At 61.7% G+C, this 21,188-nt stretch carries 19 protein-coding genes; 9 read left to right on the plus strand and 10 right to left on the minus strand.

Annotated features, from left to right (window positions below; genetic code table 11):
* Positions 1-44: 44 nt before the first annotated feature.
* From purL to purB, 4 genes are all read right to left on the minus strand, one after another.
* Positions 45-2,336: a phosphoribosylformylglycinamidine synthase subunit PurL gene (purL, locus tag HALAL_RS0104460; RefSeq protein WP_025272848.1), complete on the minus strand. Its 2,292-nt coding sequence runs from the start codon at positions 2,334-2,336 to the stop codon at positions 45-47.
* Positions 2,333-3,016 (minus strand): phosphoribosylformylglycinamidine synthase subunit PurQ, encoded by a 684-nt coding sequence (purQ, locus tag HALAL_RS0104465; protein WP_025272849.1) that lies wholly within the window; start codon positions 3,014-3,016, stop codon positions 2,333-2,335. Before purQ ends, purL begins: the two co-directional genes overlap by 4 nt.
* A complete protein-coding gene (purS, locus tag HALAL_RS0104470) occupies positions 3,013-3,264 on the minus strand; it encodes a phosphoribosylformylglycinamidine synthase subunit PurS (protein WP_025272850.1) in 252 nt (83 codons plus the stop codon). Before purS ends, purQ begins: the two co-directional genes overlap by 4 nt.
* A gap of 320 nt (positions 3,265-3,584) precedes the next feature.
* Positions 3,585-5,006: an adenylosuccinate lyase gene (purB, locus tag HALAL_RS0104475; protein WP_029767378.1), complete on the minus strand. Its 1,422-nt coding sequence runs from the start codon at positions 5,004-5,006 to the stop codon at positions 3,585-3,587.
* Positions 5,007-5,211: 205 nt separating this feature from the next.
* Between purB and purD the strand changes: the two genes are divergently transcribed.
* Together purD and HALAL_RS0104485 are read left to right on the plus strand one after the other, a co-directional pair.
* A complete protein-coding gene (gene purD, locus HALAL_RS0104480; protein ID WP_025272852.1) occupies positions 5,212-6,432 on the plus strand; it encodes a phosphoribosylamine--glycine ligase in 1,221 nt (406 codons plus the stop codon).
* Between the two features lie 173 nt (positions 6,433-6,605).
* On the plus strand, positions 6,606-7,334 hold the full coding sequence (locus HALAL_RS0104485) for a ComEA family DNA-binding protein (RefSeq protein ID WP_025272853.1): 729 nt from the start codon (positions 6,606-6,608) through the stop codon (positions 7,332-7,334).
* Between the two features lie 117 nt (positions 7,335-7,451).
* On the opposite strand, the gene HALAL_RS0104490 is transcribed toward HALAL_RS0104485, so the two are convergent.
* Entirely contained in the window at positions 7,452-7,871 is a 420-nt protein-coding gene (locus HALAL_RS0104490; protein WP_025272854.1) for a DUF4190 domain-containing protein, read from the minus strand.
* Between the two features lie 56 nt (positions 7,872-7,927).
* A complete protein-coding gene (locus tag HALAL_RS17345) occupies positions 7,928-8,494 on the minus strand; it encodes a DUF4190 domain-containing protein (RefSeq protein WP_025272855.1) in 567 nt (188 codons plus the stop codon).
* Positions 8,495-8,985: 491 nt separating this feature from the next.
* Between HALAL_RS17345 and HALAL_RS16515 the strand changes: the two genes are divergently transcribed.
* Complete coding sequence (locus HALAL_RS16515) at positions 8,986-9,825, plus strand: RDD family protein (protein WP_025272856.1); 840 nt, start codon at positions 8,986-8,988, stop codon at positions 9,823-9,825.
* A gap of 74 nt (positions 9,826-9,899) precedes the next feature.
* Positions 9,900-10,964 carry a histidinol-phosphate transaminase gene (gene hisC, locus HALAL_RS0104505; RefSeq protein WP_025272857.1) on the plus strand — a complete coding sequence of 355 codons (1,065 nt, stop codon included), beginning with the start codon at positions 9,900-9,902 and terminating at the stop codon, positions 10,962-10,964.
* Between the two features lie 648 nt (positions 10,965-11,612).
* On the opposite strand, the gene HALAL_RS0104510 is transcribed toward hisC, so the two are convergent.
* Positions 11,613-11,966, minus strand: coding sequence for a hypothetical protein (locus HALAL_RS0104510; protein ID WP_025272858.1), 354 nt, complete (start codon positions 11,964-11,966; stop codon positions 11,613-11,615).
* 407 nt (positions 11,967-12,373) lie between these two features.
* Between HALAL_RS0104510 and HALAL_RS0104515 the strand changes: the two genes are divergently transcribed.
* The 5 genes from HALAL_RS0104515 to HALAL_RS0104535 all read left to right on the plus strand — a co-directional run bounded on the left by HALAL_RS0104515 (position 12,374) and on the right by HALAL_RS0104535 (position 18,509).
* Positions 12,374-13,093: an FHA domain-containing protein gene (locus HALAL_RS0104515; protein ID WP_025272859.1), complete on the plus strand. Its 720-nt coding sequence runs from the start codon at positions 12,374-12,376 to the stop codon at positions 13,091-13,093.
* 234 nt (positions 13,094-13,327) lie between these two features.
* Positions 13,328-13,810 (plus strand): FHA domain-containing protein FhaB/FipA, encoded by a 483-nt coding sequence (locus tag HALAL_RS0104520; RefSeq protein WP_025272860.1) that lies wholly within the window; start codon positions 13,328-13,330, stop codon positions 13,808-13,810.
* 30 nt (positions 13,811-13,840) lie between these two features.
* Positions 13,841-15,127 carry a PP2C family protein-serine/threonine phosphatase gene (locus HALAL_RS16520; RefSeq protein ID WP_051462736.1) on the plus strand — a complete coding sequence of 429 codons (1,287 nt, stop codon included), beginning with the start codon at positions 13,841-13,843 and terminating at the stop codon, positions 15,125-15,127.
* A 245-nt stretch (positions 15,128-15,372) separates the two neighbouring features.
* Positions 15,373-17,043: an FtsW/RodA/SpoVE family cell cycle protein gene (locus HALAL_RS0104530; RefSeq protein ID WP_025272861.1), complete on the plus strand. Its 1,671-nt coding sequence runs from the start codon at positions 15,373-15,375 to the stop codon at positions 17,041-17,043.
* Complete coding sequence (locus tag HALAL_RS0104535) at positions 17,040-18,509, plus strand: penicillin-binding transpeptidase domain-containing protein (RefSeq protein WP_025272862.1); 1,470 nt, start codon at positions 17,040-17,042, stop codon at positions 18,507-18,509. The genes HALAL_RS0104530 and HALAL_RS0104535 overlap by 4 nt, the downstream gene beginning before the upstream one ends.
* A gap of 167 nt (positions 18,510-18,676) precedes the next feature.
* Here the strand turns inward: HALAL_RS0104535 and HALAL_RS0104540 are convergent, their stop codons facing one another.
* The 3 genes from HALAL_RS0104540 to HALAL_RS0104555 all read right to left on the minus strand — a co-directional run bounded on the left by HALAL_RS0104540 (position 18,677) and on the right by HALAL_RS0104555 (position 21,177).
* Entirely contained in the window at positions 18,677-19,009 is a 333-nt protein-coding gene (locus HALAL_RS0104540; protein ID WP_025272863.1) for a DUF1416 domain-containing protein, read from the minus strand.
* A 39-nt stretch (positions 19,010-19,048) separates the two neighbouring features.
* Entirely contained in the window at positions 19,049-19,897 is an 849-nt protein-coding gene (locus HALAL_RS0104545) for a sulfurtransferase (protein WP_025272864.1), read from the minus strand.
* 551 nt (positions 19,898-20,448) lie between these two features.
* Complete coding sequence (locus HALAL_RS0104555) at positions 20,449-21,177, minus strand: LmeA family phospholipid-binding protein (protein ID WP_025272865.1); 729 nt, start codon at positions 21,175-21,177, stop codon at positions 20,449-20,451.
* Positions 21,178-21,188: the final 11 nt, after the last annotated feature.

Below are 21,188 nucleotides of genomic sequence, written 5' to 3' on the forward strand. Positions count from 1 at the left end.
GCGGCCCCGGGGGCTTCGCCCCCGGGGCCGCAATGGCTCGGATTCTAGTCCTCCGAAGGTCGCAGCGCTTCGGCGATCCGACCTTGCCAGGCGTCCCGCAGTTCATCGCGGGTGGCGTCGAAGTGTCCCTTGATCGAGAGGCCGTCGACGCTGTCGTCCACGACCCCGAGCGGGGTGAAACCGAGATCCTGTTTCTCCAGCGCACCCTTGACCGCTACGGTGTGTCCCTGTGGAATGGTCACCAGAATGCGTGCGGTCGACTCGCTGAACAGGGTCACGAACGGGTCCTGCCCCGAGGGAAGTTCGATCGCCGCACCCTGACCGGAGTTGACGACCGCTTCCACCAGCGCCTGCGACAGTCCGCCTTCGGACAGGTCGTGAGCGCCGGTGACCTGCTGGGTTCCCGCCAGATAGGCCATGACCTCGGCGAGTCGCTGCTCGCGGCCCAGGTCGACGGCCGGGCCGACTCCCCCGATGTGGCCGTGGCGCACCCAGGCCCATTCCGAACCGGAGAGTTCCTCCTCGGTCGGGCCACCGATGAGTGCGATCAGGTCGCCGTGGTGTCCGAAACCGGTGGGGACGCGATAGGACACGTCGTCCAGAACCCCCAGCACACCGAGTACCGGCGTGGGGTGGATGGCTTCGACCCCGGTTTGGTTGTAGAACGAGACGTTTCCGCCGGTCACCGGGACATTCAGCTGCCGGCAGCCGTCAGCGATACCGGTGACGGCCTCCTTGAACTGCCACATCACGTGCGGGTCCTCTGGGGAGCCGAAGTTGAGGCAGTCGGTGACGGCGATGGGGCGGGCTCCCGTGGCCGCGACGTTGCGGTAGGCCTCGGCGAGCGCCATCTGCGCCCCGCGGTACGGGTCGAGGCGCGCGTAGCGTCCGTTGCCGTCGAGGCTCAACGCGATTCCGGCTCCGGTGTCTTCGTTGATGCGCACGACTCCGGCGTCGTGGGGCATGGCCAGCACGGTGTTACCGAGAACGCTGGTGTCGTATTGTTCGGTGATCCAGCTGCGGTCGCAGAGGTTCGGGCTGGCGGCCAGGTCGAGGACGGTCTGTTTGAGTTCGGCGTCGTCGGCGGGCCGTTCCAGGGTTTCGGCGCGGTCGACGGCGACGAGGTCGCGGTCGTTCGGTTCGGCGACCGGACGTTCGTAGACGGGTCCTTCGTCGGCGAGCGTGGTGGGTGGGACGTCGACGACGGTTTGACCGTGGTAGTCGATGACCAGGCGTCCTCCGTCGGTGACTTCTCCGATCGGGGTGGCCAGGAGGCCCCAGGTTCGTGCGGTGTCGAGGACCTTGTCCACCTTGCCGGGGTCGACGATGAGGAGCATGCGCTCCTGCGATTCGGAGGCGAGGATGTCGTGTGGTTCCATCCCGGTGGCGCGGAGGGGAACGCGGTCGAGGTCGACGTGCATTCCTCCGGTTCCGGCCGCTGCGGTCTCCGAGAGCGCGCAGGTGAGTCCGGCCCCGCCGAGGTCCTGGATGCCCACGACGTCGCCGTTTTGATACAGCTCGACGCAGGATTCGATGAGTAGTTTTTCGGTGAAGGGGTCGCCGACTTGGACGCTGGGTCGGGCGTCGGAGTCGTCGTCCTCTTCGAAGGTGGCCGATGCCAGTACCGAGACTCCGCCGATTCCGTCCTTACCGGTTTTGGCACCGAGGAGGATGACGACGTTCCCCACTCCGCTGGCTTGCATGGTCTGCAGCTGTTCGCGGGGCAGAACTCCGACCGATAGGGCGTTCACCAGTGGGTTTCCCTGGTAGCAGGGGTCGAAGTAGACTTCGCCGCCCACGTTGGGGAGTCCGACGCAGTTGCCGTAATGGCTGATGCCTTCTACCACGCCGGGGAGGACTCGGGCGGTGTCGGGGTGGTCGGCGGCGCCGAAGCGCAGCGAGTCCATTACCGCGACGGGTCGGGCGCCCATGGCGAGGATGTCGCGGATGATGCCGCCGACGCCGGTGGCCGCGCCTTGTTTGGGTTCGATGTAGGAGGGGTGGTTGTGCGACTCCACCTTGAAGGTGACGGCGGTGTCTTCGTCGACGGCGACGACGCCGGCGTTCTCGCCGATTCCGGCCAGCAGCCGGTCGGTGGTGGGGTTTTTCTGCCCGAACTGCTTCAGGTGCACGCGAGACGACTTGTAGGAGCAGTGTTCGGACCACATGATCGAGTACATGGCCAGTTCGGAATGAGTCGGTCGGCGTTCGAGGATCGACCGGATACGTTCGTACTCGTCGCTTTTCAGCCCCAGGTCGACGTAGGGCTGCTTTTCGTCCGGCGTCGCCGAGGCGGCCCCGACGGTGTCCAGTGGTGGGGTCGTATTCCCGGTCACGGTTTGACTCCTTCTACCAAGTGGGACAGTACCGAGGCGATCACGCCGCGGCCGTCTTCCGACGGTCCGGTCAGCGCCTCGACGGCGTGTTCGGGGTGGGGCATGAGGCCGACGACGTTGCCGCCTTCGTTGGTGACACCGGCGATGTCGCGTTCGGAGCCGTTCGGGTTGTCGAGGTAGCGGAAGACCACTTGGCCGTTCTCCTCGAGGCGATCCAATACGGCCGGTTCGGCCACGTAGCGTCCTTCGCCGTGTTTGGCGGGGAATACGACTTCCTGACCGGCGTCGTAGGCCCGGGTCCAGGCCGTTTCGGCGTTGTCCACCCGCAGGCGGGCCGGACGGTTCCGGTAGCGCAGGTGTGCGTTGCGCACCAAGGCCCCCGGTAGCAGGTGCGATTCGCACAGCACTTGGAAACCGTTGCAGACGCCGAGAACCGGCATCCCCAGGTTGGCGGCCTCACGGACGACGTCCATCACGTCGCTGAATCGCGAAATCGCTCCGCAACGCAGGTAATCCCCATAGGAGAAGCCGCCGGGGAGGAACACCGCGTTGACCTTGTGCAAGGCGGCGTCGTCGTGCCACAGTCGTACCGGTTCGGCTCCGGCCAGCGCCACCGCTCGAGCGGCGTCGCGGTCGTCGAGGGAACCGGGAAACGTCACAATTCCGATGCGTGCGCTCATTCGTCGCCGTCCTCAACCACGACGTTGAAGTTTTCGATCACGGGATTGGCGAGAAGCTCGTCGGCGACCTTCTCAGCCTTCTTTTCAATATCGACGGTACTGTCGTCGAAGTCCAGCTCGATGCGCTTACCAACACGCACCGAGTTGACTCCTTTGACCCCGAGACGCGGCAATGCGTTCGCCACGGCCTCGCCCTGGGGATCAAGGATCTCGGACTTCAGCATTACCTCGACCACAACACGACTCACTGATACTCCTTCTGGGTGGGTGAGTGCCCGCTCGGCTTGGTTGGTGGGTGACCGCCCGGTCCCTCCGTGGCTCAGACGCCGTATCCCGCCTCAGGCGCGTACGGGTCTATGTCAATGGAGTTATTCGGTTGATTTCTCAGAAGGACGTTGCCCCGGCGGGCTCACGCCTCATCGTCGGTCCACATACCTCTTCGACGCGGGATGTTCCTACGTCGATTCCGAGCCGGTTCGTTTCACCATCGCTTGGATCGTTCAATCCTCGTTTAGAATAACCGGACCACTCTGTCCGCTCGGCTTCGTTAGCGCTGCTACGCCCTGGGTCACAGGATGTCGGTAGGGCGGTACGCAGCGGCTTCAGGGTGCCGTTCCGCCACCTCGGCGATCCGGTGAACCACCTGATCCACTTGGCGGCCTGCGGCACCGGTGAATTCACCCGGATCGGCGACCAGCTGCTCCAGCGCCCGACGGTCCAGGGGAAGCCGATCGTCATCGGCCAGACGTTCGACGAGGTCATTGACACGTTGACCTTTTTCACGCATGTCCCGTGCCACAGCGACGGCGTGTTCCTTGATCGCCTCGTGCGCGTCCTCTCGACCCGCACCCTGTTTGACCGCCTCCATCAGGACTTTCGTCGACGTCAGGAACGGCAGGTAGCGGTCCAGTTCGGTACCGATCACCGCCGGGTAGGCCCCGAACGAGTCCAGCACGGTCAAGAAGGTCTCGAACATGCCGTCGAGCGCGTAGAAGATATCCGGCAGCGCCACACGACGCACCACCGAACACGACACGTCCCCCTCGTTCCACTGGTCTCCGGTCAACTCAGCCAGCATCGAGGCGTAACCGCGAATGATGACGGCGAAACCGTTGATGCGTTCGGACGAGCGGGTGTTCATTTTGTGCGGCATGGCCGACGACCCCACCTGGCCCTTGGCGAAGCCCTCGGTCACCAGCTCCTGCCCGGCCATCAGCCGGACGGTCAACGCCGCCGACGACGGGCCACCCGACACCTGAACCAAGGTCGAAGCGACCTCGTAGTCAAGGGAACGCGGGTACACCTGACCGACCGAGTGCAAGACCCGATCGAAACCGAGATGCTCCGCGACGCGCTGTTCCAATTCGGCCAGCTTGTCCGCGTCGCCGTCGAACAGATCCAACTGGTCCTGCGCGGTTCCCACCGGTCCTTTAATCCCCCGCAAGGGATACCGCCGCAAAAGATCCTCCACACGCTCCAGCCCGACCAGAAGCTCCTCGGCCCATGAGGCGAAACGTTTCCCCAATGTGGTCGCCTGAGCGGGAACATTGTGCGAGCGCCCCGACATCACCAGGTCACGATACTGCTCGGCGCGAGCGCCCAAGCGCACCTCACTCGACACGATCCGATCGCGAATCAGTTCCAGCGAGCGCCGCACCTGCATCTGCTCGACGTTCTCGGTCAGATCGCGACTGGTCATGCCCTTGTGGATCTGCTGATGCCCGGCGAGCTCGTTGAACTCCTCAATCCGGGCCTTGACGTCATGCTTCGTAACCCGCTCGCGGCGTGCGACGGAATCCAGATCGACATTGTCGACGACCGCTTCGTAATCCGTCATAACCTGTTCGGGGACGGAAACACCCAGATCGTTCTGCGCGCGGAGCACGGCCAACCACAGCCGACGTTCCGCAACGATTTTCCCTACCGGGTCCCAGATGTCACGCATTGTGGGAGAAGCGTATCTACTTGCGAGAATATTAGCGGTTACCACTCGCCCATTGTCGCAGGTGGCACGCCATTCCTCGGTAACTCGGCCCGATATGTTGCTCTCGGTCACCCGAAGCCGACTCATCCTATCACTGGATGTATTCACTGGTCACACCTAAAAATACGGGTTTACCTCGAATGGCTGTCACACTACGAACCGCCGTTCAGCCGAGCCGCTGACCGTTCGGCACACCACGTAAACTGAACGTATGCGAGTTCTTCTGATTGGAACGGGCGGACGCGAGCACGCCCTGGCACAAGCGCTGGTGCACGACCCGGCGGTCGAATCGTTGATATGCGCACCGGGCAACCCCGGCATGGCGTCAATCGCCGAATGCAAGCCCGTCAACTCCAACGACCCCGGCTCAGTAGCCGCGCTCGCCGTCACCACCGGTGCCGACCTGGTCGTCATCGGCCCCGAGGCACCGCTCGTCGCGGGTGTCGCCGATGCGGTGCGCGCGAAAGGAATCGCCGTATACGGGCCATCGGGCGAAGCCGCTCGCATCGAAGGATCCAAAGCTTTCGCCAAAGATGTCATGGCGGCCGCCGACGTCCCCACCGCACAATCGCGCGTCTGCTCCTCAGACGCGGAACTCGAAGCGGCCCTGAACGAACTGGGTGCCCCGTACGTCGTCAAAGACGACGGACTCGCCGGAGGCAAGGGCGTCATCGTCACCGACGAACTCGACGCGGCGCTCGCGCACGGCCGCGAATGCGATCGAGTCGTGGTCGAAGAGTATCTCGACGGTCCGGAAGTATCGCTGTTCGTCATCAGCGACGGAACGAACGCCGCCCCCCTCCTCCCCGCACAGGACTACAAACGCGTCGGCGACGGCGGTGCCGGACCGAACACCGGCGGGATGGGTGCCTACACACCACTGCCGTGGGCTCCGGATACCCTTGCCGACGAGGTCATGGAAACCGTCGCACGGCCGACCCTGCGGGAACTCGCTTCACGCGGCACCCCGTTCGTCGGAACGCTCTACTGCGGACTGGCACTGACGTCCAAGGGCGTCAAAGTAGTGGAATTCAATGCCCGTTTCGGCGACCCCGAAATCCAGGCGATCCTTCCGCTGTTGGAATCACCGCTGGGCGACCTGCTGTACAAAGCCGCGAACGGCAACCTGGACGAGTCCGAAGCCCTGCAATGGAGCAACGATGCGGCCGTCTGCGTCGTGGTGGCCAACGAAGGCTACCCCGGAGAGGTCGTCAAGGGCCGCCCTATCGTCGGCACCGACACCGAGGGCGTCGTACACGCCGGGACCGCGACGGACGACGACGGACGGATCCTGGCGACCGGAGGGCGCGTGGTCAACTGCGTCGCTACCGGAAACGACGTCGCGAGCGCTCGCGACGCGGCGTATCGCGTGGTCGACGCGGTAAAGCTTGAAGGCGGACATTACCGCAACGACATCGCGCAAGGTATATAGAATTGCGGCTCTGAAATACGGTCCGGGCGCAGGGACGCACCCGGGCCGATTCCATCTACCCATTGAGGATACGTTCAGCGATCGACCACAACCCGGGCGGCTGCATACGCCCGTTATTATGGAGCGGTCCAGAACAATAATTATTGCCCACCGGTTACAGGACAAGGTAACTCATGGCCACCCCGAACGAAACCTCCCAGGACACCGCCGGAAGCGAGCGAATCATCCGGTCTCTCAAATCATGGGTCTGGGCGCTGACACCGGCCTACACCATGGGTCTTCTGACGGCAGCACCGTTCCTCATCGCCGCTGTCAAACGGAAAACGATATGGATGTGGTTGTCCGCCGGACTGTATATCGCTGCGTTCGTTTCCATTTTGATCGGGCTGAGCCTTCCCGTTTACGGTATTGGAACCATCTATACCAATGCCGGATTCCTCGTCTCGCTGTTCGGAGGTTCCGTCCATACCTTGTGTATTCGCCGTATAGTCTGGGATCTGCCCAGCAAAACCGACATTGCTCCGCCCCCGAAGAGTGAAAGGCAAAACCTTCAAGACCACCTCAACCACACCAATCAGACCATTGATTCGCGTGGAGAGCTGCGTACCAAGTTCCGTGACATCGCAATGAACGACCCGATGTACGCCAAACTCACCTTGAAAATCGGTCGCCCCGACCTGGCCGACAGGCCGGTTGACGACGGCGGTTTGGTGGACGTCAACCACGCCCCCGTCGATGTTTTGGTAACGCTGCCGGGCATCAACGCTGCGGTCGCGCAGCACATCAATGACCACGTAGCGGGTGGAAACACCTTTACCGATATCTACGAAATGACCCACCACATCCCCGTCGACACTCAGTACCTCCATATCCTGGACGAATACGCCATCTTCCTGCCTTAGTCGAATCCATTCATCGGGCGACGTCGACTGTCGATGTGACGGCACAAAAATACGCGCACCGCGACCTCGGCCGAGTGACGCGATACGCGCAGAGACGGTTGCGGCAATCGATGCCTATTACATCGACATTGTTCCCGCCATGCCGCCCCAGAAAATCATTCCTACGACACACGGCAGTACCAAAGCCAGAATTCCTGTGGCCAAGCCACCAATGGCCATCCCCTTGTTCGTGGCCTCCCCTTTGTTTGCCTTCGCAAGACCGATCGATCCGAAGATGATGCCCAGAATGCCGAGCACCCAACCGAAGAACGCGATAAAGGGAATCCATGCGAGAGCAAGGCCGATAACACCACACACCAGACCGGCAGTGCCCAGCCCGTTTTGTGGCAGTTGCTGTGGCGGTCCATAGGGAGACTGTCCCGGTGCGGGCGCTGGCCCCATCGAATAGCCGGGTTGTTGCTGCTGGTAGGGATCGCCCGGTGTTCCCTGAGGTCCTTGCGGGCTGGGGCCGGGTGGTCCGGGAGGCATGTTCGTCATTTATTTCCTTACGTTCGTCCGGAGACGTCATCCCCGGAAAGTCGTGAACATCTACATTATGCTATTGTCGACAAATAGCTCGCACACCCATTATACGCTGCGACATCATCCGGCACAGATCCGTTATTGCCCACATGTTCGACTCCACCCGACGCTTGACGACGTGGAATTTTCACGACATTGATCGGCAATAAGCCCCCGATCGGTCCGAACAACAGATTCCAGAAGACGGTCAACGCCACGATCGGAGCCGCCAAGGCCAATACCCCGGTTATCAGACCGGTCACGGCCATCCCCTTGTTGCTCGCCGCTCCCTTGCTCGCTTTGACGAGACCGACGCTCGACAGCACGATCGCCGTCAGCGCCAACAGCCACGCCAGCAAGCTCAGTAGCACCATGGGCACGAGGCCGATCAGCAATCCACCGATCCCACACAGCATGCCCGCCGTCCCGAGACCGTTCTGCATCGGCCGTTGCGAGCCATAAGGAAACTGCTGTCCCATCGCATGGCCGGAATGCGGCTGTTGCGAGTAACCGGGATACGGTTGCTGTTGATAGGGAGCTCCACCATACGGCTGTGGCTGCTGGTAAGGCCCCGGTTGTCCGGGTGGCATCTGCGTCACGGGTGCCCTCGTTTCGATAAGGGTTGGTATAGGGGATTACGTATCTCTCGTATGCCTCGATCCTACAAACGACCGTCACACCACCGCATAACTCCGTCTAGACGGTTCTGAAAGAATTTCCTGTAACCGCTTTACTACTAGCGAGTACAGGCGTACAAATGAATTACGGAATCCAAGGGACTTCAGTAAGGAAGATGCTTCCAGAAGACCTGAGGGAACCGTACACAGCCACCGAGAACCCACGTGCGACTAGAGCCGTCGGGAGGCAAGAAGGGCTAAACGCTGCAGAGTTAAGCCCCGATAAAGAGACTCACGCTTGGTAACTCGGCACGGATGTGACAGCGAAATATCGCAAATACGGCCCAATCAGCGGAGCAACGCAGGTTGGGCCGTATATTTTGCCTCACCGATCATGATTTCAGGTGCCGTATCGCCACACCTGGATTGCCGCTCAGGACACATCGCCGAATCCAGCTGGCAGAATAGAGCCGATGAGTGCGATTGAACCTGGGTGGTACCCCAATCCGTCCGACCCCACCGAACAACGTTACTGGGACGGCTCCCAATGGGTCGGTAAAGCGGTTGCCATCGGGGAGGAACCGCCCGACACGCCCGAACCGCTTGACCCCGAACCGGAACCCGACCTCAACGATCATACGCACCCCGATGCGTCCTCCCCCACCATCATCCCCAAAGCCCCCGGCAACTATCCCCCGAAAGACGCCGTGGAGATCCGATCCATGGGCGCACTCGTCGGGTGGATCGCCCGACGCGATGTCACCCGCATGCTTCAAGGACGCGCTCTCGCTCCGCCCGGTTCCCGTCTCGGGGCCCGGCTCGTCGACATCGCCTGTGTCGCGTTCCTTTCCCTGGTCGTCAATTTCTATTTCCTGTACCAGCTTTACCAGGAACTACGCCCGAGCATTGACCAAGCGATGGCGGGAACCCCGTTCTGGGAAATCGACACTCCCGACGATCCCGGGCTTACTATGACCATCATTCTTCTCACCGTCGGCGTCTGGTTCGCCTACGAAGTCCCCACCACTCTGAACAACGGCCAGACACTGGGGAAACGCATTTTCAAGATTAAGGTCGTATCCCTGGCTCCCAATGATCCCGGGTGGGGTCGCAACATCATTCGGTGGATGTACACGGCTCTGCCGCTCGTCTGCTTCCCCTGGGGAGCGTTCGTGTGGCTGATCGACGGCATTTGGTGCTTGTCCGACCGTCCCTTCCGGCAGTGCCTGCACGACAAGTCACCGGGCACGATCGTTGTCGACGCCTCCGCGGAGCCCGCCGAGCCGTCGAACCCGACTAAAACCATCGACTGACCACACGGGTCGGTCAACCATATTGCCCCGGTTCCGCCGTACAGTAGGTACATCTACTACCACAAGGAGCAACATTGATCAAGCAGACGTCCAGTCCGCTTCGTGCGGACCTCGATGCCATTCCCGCCTACGTTCCCGGTAAAACGCATCCGGACGCGGTGAAACTCTCCAGCAATGAGATGCCCTTTGGCCCGCTTCCGGGAATCCAGCAAGCTGTGATGGACGCGAGCGCGAACGTGCACCGCTACCCGGACATGGGTGTCGTCGCGTTGCGTCAGGCCTTGGCCAGGCGTTTGGGAGTCACCGAAGAACAGGTTGCGACCGGTTCCGGTTCGGTCGGATTGTTGCAGCACCTCTTGCAGGCGATCGCCGAACCGGGCGCTGAGGTTGTGCACGCGTGGAGATCGTTTGAGGCGTACCCGATTCTGACGGCCGTGGCGGGTGTCAAGAGCGTTCCGGTTCCCAACACCGAGGACCACCGTCACGATCTGCCTGCGATGGCTCGAGCGGTCGGACCGAATACCCGAGCGGTGATCGTGTGTAACCCGAACAATCCGACCGGGCAAGTGGCGACGGCTGCCGAGCTGGATGAATTCGTGGAGGCGATCGACCCGAATACGCTCATCATCTTCGATGAGGCGTATCAGGAGTTTGTGACCAGTAATGACGTACCGGATGCTGTGGAACGCTACAGCGACCGCCCGAACGTCGTCGTCGCTCGGACCTTCTCCAAGGCGTGGGGCATGGCGGGCCTGCGTGCGGGTTACATGATCTCGTCTCCTGACGTCGTCAGAACGGTATCGAAATGCATTCTGCCGTTCTCTGTCAACATGCTGGCTCAGGTAGCGGCCACTGCCGCGCTCGAAGTCGAAGAAACCATGCGGGAACGGGTCGCGGCGAACGTCGTCGAACGGCAGCGTGTCCTGGCCGCTACACGTGACATCGTGCCCGGAGTGCCGGACACCGAGGCGAACTTCGTGTGGTTGCCGTTGGGGGACGCGGCGGCCGATTTCGCCGCGCACTGTACCGCTCAGGGCGTCATCGTCCGTCCGTTCGCCGGAGACGGAGTCCGTGTGACGGTCGGCCTCCCCGAGGAGAACGATCTGTTCCTGCGGACTCTGGCGTCGTTTGAGTCTTAAACACCGCTCATCCGTTCAGGGGATCAACACCTGCCCCCTGAACGGAATCGTCTATGATATTGGTCATATTTCACAGTATTGCGCCGAGGAACCCACTGAGCTGCATTCCTCGGCCACAGTTCATACGCCCGGACGGAAGTCGCAGCACCAATTCGGACTCACGGCGCGCAGAGCGCGTCATCGAACGAACGACGCGACAACGGAGCCGTCTGCGCTTTCCAATGAACACAATCCCGTTCACTATCCCCGGCTAAACCAACTCGCGAGCAGCTAACAGCACACGTCGACGCTGTGGTCGAACTGCCTGCGTTTCCAAGAAAACTCGACCACAGCGTAAGTTCCCTACGTAACCGGCAAGCCCCAGCGAAGCGCAGAAGCGATAGAGCCGACTGTGCTCCCTAAAGAGCGCTGAAAGCACAACGCGGCGGTAAAGCTACCTGTACGGCCAAGCAGAACTCGACCACCGCATAAATCCCTTACGTAACTGGCGAGCCGCAAGCACTGAAAGTGCGACGCGGCGGTAGAGCTGGAGGGGAGCTCAGGTTGTTCCAGGTGCTTCAGATTTGCGCGAGGAGGATTCGTCGCGACCTTCAGGTCGTGAGAATCCCCCACAGCGTAAATATGGAGTGCCTGGGGCAAGCTGAGCGGTCACCCACCACGTACGTTTTCGTGGATGAAGGTCTCGTAGATCTCGGTTAGGGTTTGGCGTTGTTTGGGAGTGAGACGTTTGTCGCAGGCTATGGCCTTGGGGGCGTCTTTGTGTCCGCTTGGGTTGGACATTCCGGCTTTCAGATACATAACCGGGGTGCGCATCTGGAGTGCGCTGGTGATGTGGCGCATCATGGCGCTTCGGGAGGTGCGTACGGCGGATTGCGGCGTTTTGGCACGCCGACTGGCGATCCTGGTTAGGGCCATGGAATTGATGATTCCTGCCTGTTCAGCAAGTTGCCGCATGGACACGCCTGCGCGGCGGCGCATGGGCACGCTGCGATGTTTCAACATATACAATTAACCTCTTTAATTCCACGACAGTCGCGATAGAACTCGGAAGTTGACGCGGTGACCGTCGCTCAAGTCACCTTACGCCATCAACCGGACGACTGTAAATGGGCCGCTCGGTTAAATACCTATAGGAGGCCTGTTCACAGCGCCACACGGGATGTGGGTCACCACGGTGGTAACTGGAGACTGTACCAGCTGGACGCGTTTGACCTCCGCACAGATTATGCACCACCGACACGCGCCCCGCACCCGGTCTCCAAAGTGATTTTGGCGGCGCCGGGCAGGAGGACGACCGCACATCCGAGCATTTTGTGAGGTATTTTCCGGCTTGCACGTCCTGGAATGGTGTCAACGCTCGGTAGTATAGGAAACAGCCCAACGGAGGCTGTTGAACAAGGAGGAACCCGGTGAGCGTACTACAACGCTTGGAGAGACAACTGGAAGGGCTGTTCGAAGGCACTTTCAACAAAATGTTTAAGGGCGTTGTGCATCCTGTGGAAATCGCCAGCGCTATGCAGCGCGAAGCCGAATCCCACAAGGCAGTCCTGGCGGGCGATCGAGTACTGGTGCCGAATCGGTACGTCATTGACCTTTCCCCGCCCGATCACGATCGTCTCGCTCCCTACGCGGCGGCCTTGGCACAGGAACTCGCACAATCACAGGCCGAGTTTATCGGCGAGAACGGCTGGACGGTCTACGGCGACGTGATTGTGGAAATCGAGCGAGGCGAGGGCCTTGACTCCGGCATGTTCCGAGTCACCGCCGAAGTGGCCGCTCTGAACGAGGGCGCGGAGCAGGAGCCGCCCGGAGGCATGGGTGGAGGCTACGGAGGCCAACCCGCGGCGCCGTCCGGTCCGATTCTGGCGGCCGGGGACGGCCGGCAGTTCAGCGTCGCCCACGGCTCAACGGTCATCGGACGAGGGGAACAGGCGCAGATTCGCCTGCCCGACGTCGGTATATCCCGTCAGCACGCTCGGGTGGACTTCGACGGGAGGCAGGTGTCGGTGACGGATCTCGGTTCGACCAACGGCACTTTGGTCAACGGGCAGCGGATCACAACCGTGTCGATACAGCCGGGAGACGTCGTTCAACTGGGAACGACGTCCCTGACCTTGCAGGTGGCGTAGCGCCACCGTCACGTCCCATCGCCAGGTGGCACCTCCATGTGACACGCTGGACCGGCGGCGGCCCTGTTCGGGTCGCCGTTTTAGCCTGTGGCGGGGTTTTTCCACGGTGTCGCCGCCATCGCCGGTTCCGTCTCCGCGGCCGGATACGCATATTCCTTCAGCTGCCGCATCGGGGCGGTGCGTTCGGTACCGTGTGAGTACTAGTCCACCCACCCTCATGACTCGGGAGTTGTCATGCCTGAAGCGATTGTGCAAACAGTGGCACGGTTCGGTTTCCTCGCTTTGCTGTGGCTTTTTGTCTTTTTGGCCGTCCGCACCATCACGAAGGATCTTCTCGTTCAGCGTCGTGCCGCACCGGCTGGAGGCGCGCCCGGCATGGCCCCCGGTTCGGAGCAGCCCCAGCGTCGTGGTTCGAAGAGACCGGCTGTGGCGCAATGGCTTGTGGTCACGACCGGCGCTTTGACGGGGCAACGTTTTCCGCTCACCGGGCAGCCGATTTCCATCGGTAGGGCAAAGGACTCTACTATTGTGATCAACGATGATTTCGCTTCCAGCCATCACGCTCGCATAGTGCCGCGTGAGGGACAGTGGATGGTGGAGGACCTCGGGTCTACCAACGGCACCTATCTGGGGCGTGAGAAAGTCTCGCGACCGACTCCGGTACCCATCGGGGTTCCAATCCGCATTGGACGTTCGTCATTCGAGTTGCGGTCGTAAGGTAATTTTCTGTCAGGCGGTTGATATTCGATGGCTTTGAGTCTGCGCTACGCGGCGATCTCCGACCGGGGTGTCGTACGCAAGGGTAACCAGGACTCGGTGTATGCCGGACCACACTTTATCGCGGTAGCGGACGGCATGGGCGGCATGGCCGCGGGTGACCTGGCCTCGGCCATCGTCATCAACACCATGCGCACCATCGACCGCCCCCCGCCGGACGAAGCGGTCGACGACGAACTCGCCGATACCGTCGCCAGCGCCAATCAGCACATCCGCCACACCGTCGAACACGACCCCGGCAAGGAAGGCATGGGAACCACCCTCACGGGAATGTGGTTCGACGGCTCCTGGTTCCATCTCGTCCACATCGGCGATTCACGCGCCTACCGCCTGCGGTCCGACACCTTCGAACAGCTGACCATGGACGACTCCTACGTTCAACTGCTCATCAACGAAGGTCAGATCACCCCCGAAGAGGCCGAAACGCATCCGCAGCGGTCACTCATCCTCCGCGCGCTCGGAGCCCCCGAGGTCGAACCCGCATTTCAGACGCTCGCCGCGCACGCGGGCGACCGCATACTACTGTGCTCGGACGGCCTCTCCGGCCCGGTCAGCGATAATCGCATCCACGAGGTGATGCGCGACGCCGACAGTCCCGACGAGGTCGTTCAAACCCTGACTCAGGCCGCCCTCGACGCCGGCGCACCCGACAACGTCACCGTTCTAGTGGCCGACGTCGTGGAGTCCGACGACGCCTCCGAACGCACGATCATCGACGGCGCGGCGCACGACCTCGTACTCGCCAACTCCGATACCACGTCCCTGCCGCGTATCGGCTCTGACTCCGAGGATTCCGACGCCGACGACGACAGCGACGATCCCGACTCCGACGACGCCGACCGCGCTCCGTCCAAGGGACGCGGGCGTGTATGGCGCACCGTTCTCGTCGGCGTCTTCGTTCTCGCCCTTATCGCCGGTGCCGGGCTCATCTGGGTACGCAGCCAGTATTATCTCGGCGTTTCCGACGACGACAGCGTCAGTCTCTACCGAGGCCTGCCACACGAGGCCTTCGGCGTATCGCTCTCCTGGGTCGAAGTCGAGACCGACCGGTCGATCGACGACGCCAACGAAGGGATACAGGAGGATCTCAACGACGGTTTGCCGGTGGACTCATACGAGCACGGCATCGACAGACTCGACGAGATCACCGATTCCAGCGCCGATAACACGTACCTCCTGCCGCTGTGCGCCGAGAGCACCGACGACGACGTCACCGAAGCCCAACAGGTGAACTCCGACGGCTGCCGCACCGAATGACCGTTCCCCTCCCCCGTCATTTCCCGCACCCCACGAAATGCGAGCTCCGCTTCTCACTCCCTCACGCGGTCACTTGCCGCCGTCACGCCAAACGGTAAGGTTAGTAAGGCGACGCGGTTTCGCTTGAGGTACTTCGCATTCACTGCCACAGCGCAAGAAGCCGAACAGCGCCTCAGAAGCCGGGCCACCCGCCGGGAACCGAGCCGGCCACGTCGCACCAAGGCACGATAGAGGACACTGTATTTATGTCGCAATCATTCTCAGCGGTCGCTACGGCCTCTGAACCGAGTGAACCAACGACGGTGCCCAAATCCGGCATGCCGCGAGACGACGCCCTCGCTTTGGGGATGATCGTGGTCGCCGGTCTGGCGCTTGTGTGCCTCCAAGCCTCGATCGAACAGGCCGTCGCCGACACACTGACTCTGAACACCCTGTTCATTCCCGGTGCGGTGACGATAACCGGATTCGCCGCCTGGGCCGCCACCAAGAAGTGGGCGCCTTATGCCGACCCGATTTACGTCGCGCTTGCTACGATCTTCTCCGGCGTCGGCATCATCTTCATCCGTCGCCTGGCGCTCACCCGAGCCGAGGAGCCCCTGGCTATCGACGCAAATATGTTTGCCGACACCGGTGGCCGACAACTTATTTACTCCTTCATCGGGGTGCTGGCGTTCGCGATCATCCTGGGGGTGTTGAAAGACCACCGTGATCTACGCAAGTTCGCCTACATCATCGCGGCGGTATCGCTGATCGGCATTATCCTGCCGCCGCTCCTGCCGGCCTCCATCTCCGAGGCGGGAGGAGCCAAGCTATGGCTTCGACTGGGGCCGATTTCGATCCAGCCCAGTGAGTTCGCCAATATCGGCCTCATCGTATTCTTCGCGCACTATCTGATCAGCAAACGCGACGTCCTGACCGTCGCCGGTCGCCGTTTCCTGGGGTTTCAGTTTCCCCGTCTCCAGGATCTGGTTCCCGTCATCATCGTTCTGGTCACATCGCTGTTCGTACTGGTATTCGCCCGCAGTCTGGGCCAGTCGCTGATGATCTTCGCGGTCTTCCTCGCCATGCTGTACATGGCGACACGGCGCATCTCGTGGCTGTTCATCGGAGTCCTGTCCTTCGCGGCCGCCTGCGTCGCGGTCTATCCTCTCTTTTCGCACCTACAGGTGCGCGTGCGGATTTTCCTCGACCCCTACAACCCCGACTACGTCAACGGGCAGTCCTATCAGCTGGTCAAAGCCTTGGACGGGCTCACCGAGGGCGGGCTCCTCGGAGCAGGGCCCGGGCAGGGCAAGGCCAATTCGATTCCACTGGCCGAATCCGACTTCATGTTCCCGACCCTGGGCTATGAAATCGGACTTTTCGCTCTGACGGCGCTGCTACTGCTGTATCTGATCATGGTGGGACGCGGATTCAAAACGGCCATGTTGGTGCGCGACAACTTCGGGAAACTACTGACCGCCGGATTGTCGTTCCTCATCGCCTTCCAGGTCTTCGTCGTCATCGGCGGCGCCACCGCCCTCATTCCCATGACCGGAGCGACGACGCCGTTCTTGGCGGCGGGTGGTTCGTCCGTATTGGCCACCTGGATTCTCATCGCCCTCCTGGTGCGGGTCTCCAATGAGGCCCGGAAACCGCACCGCGGCAGCAATCGGCTGGAAAAAGTTACGCCTCCGCCGGAATGGTTGCAGCAGAAAGAAAACGAACGCCAATTCGAGGAACGTCGTGCCGCCGCCCAAGCCGAGGGGGAATCAACGCAGGTAGTCGATCTCAACCAGCTGCGTGGACGGCAACACCCCTCGGGAGACCCTTCTCCACCCCTGCACGGCGGTAACGCACCGCCACAACCACCACCGCAATCCCGACCCTACGGTCCAGGAGCACAACCCCGTTCGGAACGAGAGGACGAAGCGTGAACCCGACATTGCGCCGCACCGCCATCCTCAGCCTGGTCCTGTTCGCCGCGCTGTTCATCCACATCAACCGGATTCAGTTCTTCGGGCTCTACGCCCAAGACGACAACGGCTGGTGCACAGTGGAAGACGACGACTACGAGCACCCGCGCGGCTCAATCCTGGCGGGCGACACCCCCATCGCCGAGTCGATGGAGACGGAAGACGACTCGTACCTCGATTACACGCGTAGCTACCCCGACGGCGAATACTTTGGAAACATCACCGGTTTTGCCTCCATCCTTTACGGGGCCAACAAGTTGGAATGTGAGACGGCCGGTTATCTCGACGGCAGCGACGACGTCTTCTTCACCGACAAGATCCTCGCCTCGTTCAAGGAGGACGAACAGATGCGCGGCAACGTCGTTACCTCGCTGGACGCCGGCCTACAGCGCACCGCCTACGACGCACTGGCCGCCGTCTCCGACAGCGGTGCGGCCGTTGCCATCGAACCGTCCACCGGGCGCATTCTGGCCCAGGTGTCGGTTCCCGGCTGGGACCCCAACCGGATTTCCAACGCCGACACCGATGCCGCCGGAGTCGCCTACGACGAGCTCAATGACGACGAGTCCAAGCCCATGGTGGACAAGACCGTTCAGGAACACTACGCACCTGGTTCGACGTTTAAGACCGTGGTGGCCGCCGCCTTTATCGAAAACGGTCACGGAGACGCCGACAGTATGGTTCCGGCCGGTAACCGCTACGATCCGCCCAATACCGAACGCGACATCACCAATTCCACAGATCAGTGTCCCCAATCCGAATTGACGCTGGAAGAGGCGTTCGCCCGGTCGTGCAACACCACGTTTTCCAAAATCTGCAATGAGGTCCTCGAACCAGGAGAAGTGACCGAGATCGCCGAACAGTTCGGCTTCGGCGAGTCCTTCCGCACCCCCTTGACGACCCCGGCCGACTCCCGGACCCCCGCCAATATGGACGACCCCGGGATTCGGGCGCAGGCCTGCATCGGACAGAACGACGTCACCGAAACGGTCCTGCAGAACTCCATCATCGCCGCCACCGTTGCCAACGACGGCGTCCGCATGGACCCGCAGTTGATCGACAAGGTCACCAATTCCGAGGGTGAAACCATCAAGAAGGTCGGTGAATCGGACAACGGCCGGGCCGTGTCCAGCGACACCGCCGCGGAATTGCGACAGCTTATGCGGGCGACGGTGGATCGGGGCACCGGCGGGAACGCCCAGATATCCGGCTACGACTCCGGAGGTAAAACCGGTACCGCCGAGCACTGGGACTCTAGCGGCGACCCCCTCCCCGACCACGGCTGGTTCATCGGGTGGGCCGGTCCCGACGACGGGGAACCCGAAGTGGCCGTCGCCGTACTACTGGACTCCTACGGCAGCGGCGGCTCGGCGACCGCCACCGACATCGCCGGACAGCTCATGCAGCAATACCTGCAGAACGACTGATTGACACGCGCGGAGCGCACCGGCGGAGGTTCCTCCCGCTCGTCCACCCGACTGAATGACTATTTCGCCTGCCAGGCAATGAAAAAGGGGTGGCAACCATCGGTTGCCACCCGGTTCGTCCCACCGAAACGAGACGAACGATACCTAACGTGCTTGGCAATCCCTCTCTAGCGGCTCACCTCCACTGTGTACTCGTTCAAACCCTGTTCTGCTTCAACCTCATTGGTTGAGTCTCCATAACGGGACAGGGAGCGCAGAGTCCACGCCCCCGGTGCCGCGAAGAACCGGAAACGTCCCCCGCCACCGGTCACCACCTCGGCGGTGAACTCACCCGAAGCGTCCAGAAGCCGCACGTACGCACCGTCCACTTCCTCGCCTTCGGGATTGACGACCGTGCCGGTCAAAACCGTCTCCGTCTCCAAATCCACCGCACTCGAAATCGAGCCTCCCTGAGCGGGCGCACCGCACCCGGCGTTCGCTTGTGCCGTCGCCATGACCATTACCTCTTTCCGTCGATCGCTACAGTCCCATCCGAATGCTTACTTCTCGCCCGGCTCATCGCCGAGGGCCACCGGCACACCGACCAGCGAGCCGTATTCGGTCCACGAACCGTCATAGTTCTTCACGTTGTTGAACCCGAGCAGCTCCCGCAGGGCGAACCAGGTGTGCGAGGAGCGCTCGCCGATACGGCAGTACGCCACGATGTCCTTGCTGTCGTCCAGCCCGGCCGCCTTGTAGAGGTCGGCCAACTGCTCGTTGGACTTGAACGTGCCGTCCTCGTTGGCCGCCTGACTCCACGGCACATTGATGGCCGTGGGAATGTGGCCCGCACGCTGCGACTGTTCTTGAGGCAGGTGTGCGGGCGCGAGAAGGCGACCGGCGTACTCGTCGGGAGAACGCACGTCCACCAGATTGGCCTGTCCGATCGCGGCGACGGCGTCGTCACGGAAGGCGCGGATCGAGGTGTCGGGGGCCTTGGCCACGTAGTCGGTGGCAGGACGGTTGGGAACCTCGGTCACCAGCTCCCGGGCGTCCAGTTCCCACTTCTTCCGTCCGCCGTCGAGCAGACGAACGTCCTGATGTCCGTACAGTTTGAAGTACCAGTAAGCGTAAGCGGCGAACCAGTTGTTGTTGCCGCCGTATAGCACTACCGTGTCGTCATTGGAGATTCCGCGTTCACTGAGCAGCGTGGAGAACTGTTCGGTGTTCACGAAGTCGCGGCGAACGGGGTCCTGGAGGTCCTTCTTCCAGTCGAGTTTGACGGCACCTTTGAGGTGTCCGGAGTCGTAGGCGGCGGTGTCCTCGTCCACCTCGACGAATACGACACCGTCCTTGTCGAGATTGTCCTCTGCCCAGTCAACGGTGACGAGTACGTCTTCACGAGCCATGTTGGCACTCCTAAAAGTGTAGATTTTTAATTATTGGACCGTTCGAACCACCACACGAGTGCGATCACATCGCAAGTACTCGTGACCGGCGGCAAACCGAACGGTTTGGTCGTTCGAACGCCCGCGATTCCCCGGCCAAGTGGCGCGGGTGTATCACTGACGGTCATTTGTATTCATTGATTTGGATATAATGGAATTCAGATGTCCCGAGTGGGAAATGAAGTGATGAAAACGGCTGCCCACCATGCGCTTCGCACCGAGGAAGGTCTGGAATACAGTTCTCTCCCCGAATGGAAAAATCGATGAGTTGAGCCGCGTGAGCGGCAGAATGCAAGCCGTCATCCGGCGACTGGCTCGTGCCAGCCGCCTAAAACATTCGACACAGTGTGGCGGCGACGTAACAGAAGTCGATCGCACGCCGCCTGGTCAACAAAGGCGAGCGCATGACCTATAACGTAACAGACAATCCTCGCCTTTGCCATAGACGTTCCCGGTATTTGGAAACGAACTCCACCTACGTTCCGCGTTCCCGGCGCTGGGCTTGGCCGTGTTCAGCGCAGTTGGACGTCGTCGGCCGACATGTCCAGATGCAGTTTGGTGCCGTCGACTCGCAAGTCGTCCAAGGTCGTTCCGTACGGGAGCTCGGGTAGTTCCACGACGGTGTTGAGACGGTCGGCGATGCGGTTGATGAGTTCCTCTACGCCGGACGGTAGGTCGGTGTCGTCGGCCGAGCGCACGTTTCGCGCGGAGAATTCGATGCCGTTCGACACCTGAGTGATGTCGACGTCGCTGGTGAAGTTCAGTTCCCGACCCAGCAACTCGGTGGTGATGTGGGCGGTCAGGTCGTCGCCGGACTGCTCGAACGAGATATCGCTGTCGTCGAGCAACACGTCGTCCAGCCCGTCGAGCGGTAGGACGGCGGTTCCGCTGACGCGTTGCGCGGTGATGTCTCCGTCGGCTCCGAGATAGGTAAGCGTGTCGGCTTCGAGGTGACGTGCGGTGAGGTTGAACTCCTCGAACGTCAGTGAATTATAGGTGACCTCGCTGAGCTCGATGTCCATGGTGTCGATGTCGTTCCGGGTGACTTGGGTGAGGAACGGGAAGCCCGCGACGTCGACGTCGACGCGTTGGCTCGACCATGCGCCCTCTTCGGCGGCCTCCTCGGCGACTTGGTCGGCCGCCTTGCTCTCGAAGACGTTGGCGACGATGCGGTCGGCCAAGAGTAGGAGGAGTGCCGCGATGATGAGTCCGATGACGATTCGGACCAGAATTTTCGCCATGGTGGTTTCCT

This window comes from Haloglycomyces albus DSM 45210 (assembly GCF_000527155.1).
Taxonomy (GTDB): domain Bacteria; phylum Actinomycetota; class Actinomycetes; order Mycobacteriales; family Micromonosporaceae; genus Haloglycomyces; species Haloglycomyces albus.

Bases quoted from the DNA above. Each gene is read 5' to 3' on its own strand.
- purQ (WP_025272849.1), bottom strand. From the start codon at position 3,016: ATGAGCGCACGCATCGGAATTGTGACGTTTCCCGGTTCCCTCGACGAC.
- purD (WP_025272852.1), top strand. From the start codon at position 5,212: ATGCGAGTTCTTCTGATTGGAACGGGCGGACGCGAGCACGCCCTGGCA.
- HALAL_RS0104485 (WP_025272853.1), top strand. From the start codon at position 6,606: ATGGCCACCCCGAACGAAACCTCCCAGGACACCGCCGGAAGCGAGCGA.
- HALAL_RS0104490 (WP_025272854.1), bottom strand. From the start codon at position 7,871: ATGACGAACATGCCTCCCGGACCACCCGGCCCCAGCCCGCAAGGACCT.
- HALAL_RS16515 (WP_025272856.1), top strand. From the start codon at position 8,986: ATGAGTGCGATTGAACCTGGGTGGTACCCCAATCCGTCCGACCCCACC.
- HALAL_RS0104510 (WP_025272858.1), bottom strand. From the start codon at position 11,966: ATGTTGAAACATCGCAGCGTGCCCATGCGCCGCCGCGCAGGCGTGTCC.
- HALAL_RS0104520 (WP_025272860.1), top strand. From the start codon at position 13,328: ATGCCTGAAGCGATTGTGCAAACAGTGGCACGGTTCGGTTTCCTCGCT.
- HALAL_RS16520 (WP_051462736.1), top strand. From the start codon at position 13,841: ATGGCTTTGAGTCTGCGCTACGCGGCGATCTCCGACCGGGGTGTCGTA.
- HALAL_RS0104530 (WP_025272861.1), top strand. From the start codon at position 15,373: ATGTCGCAATCATTCTCAGCGGTCGCTACGGCCTCTGAACCGAGTGAA.
- HALAL_RS0104540 (WP_025272863.1), bottom strand. From the start codon at position 19,009: ATGGTCATGGCGACGGCACAAGCGAACGCCGGGTGCGGTGCGCCCGCT.
- HALAL_RS0104545 (WP_025272864.1), bottom strand. From the start codon at position 19,897: ATGGCTCGTGAAGACGTACTCGTCACCGTTGACTGGGCAGAGGACAAT.
- HALAL_RS0104555 (WP_025272865.1), bottom strand. From the start codon at position 21,177: ATGGCGAAAATTCTGGTCCGAATCGTCATCGGACTCATCATCGCGGCA.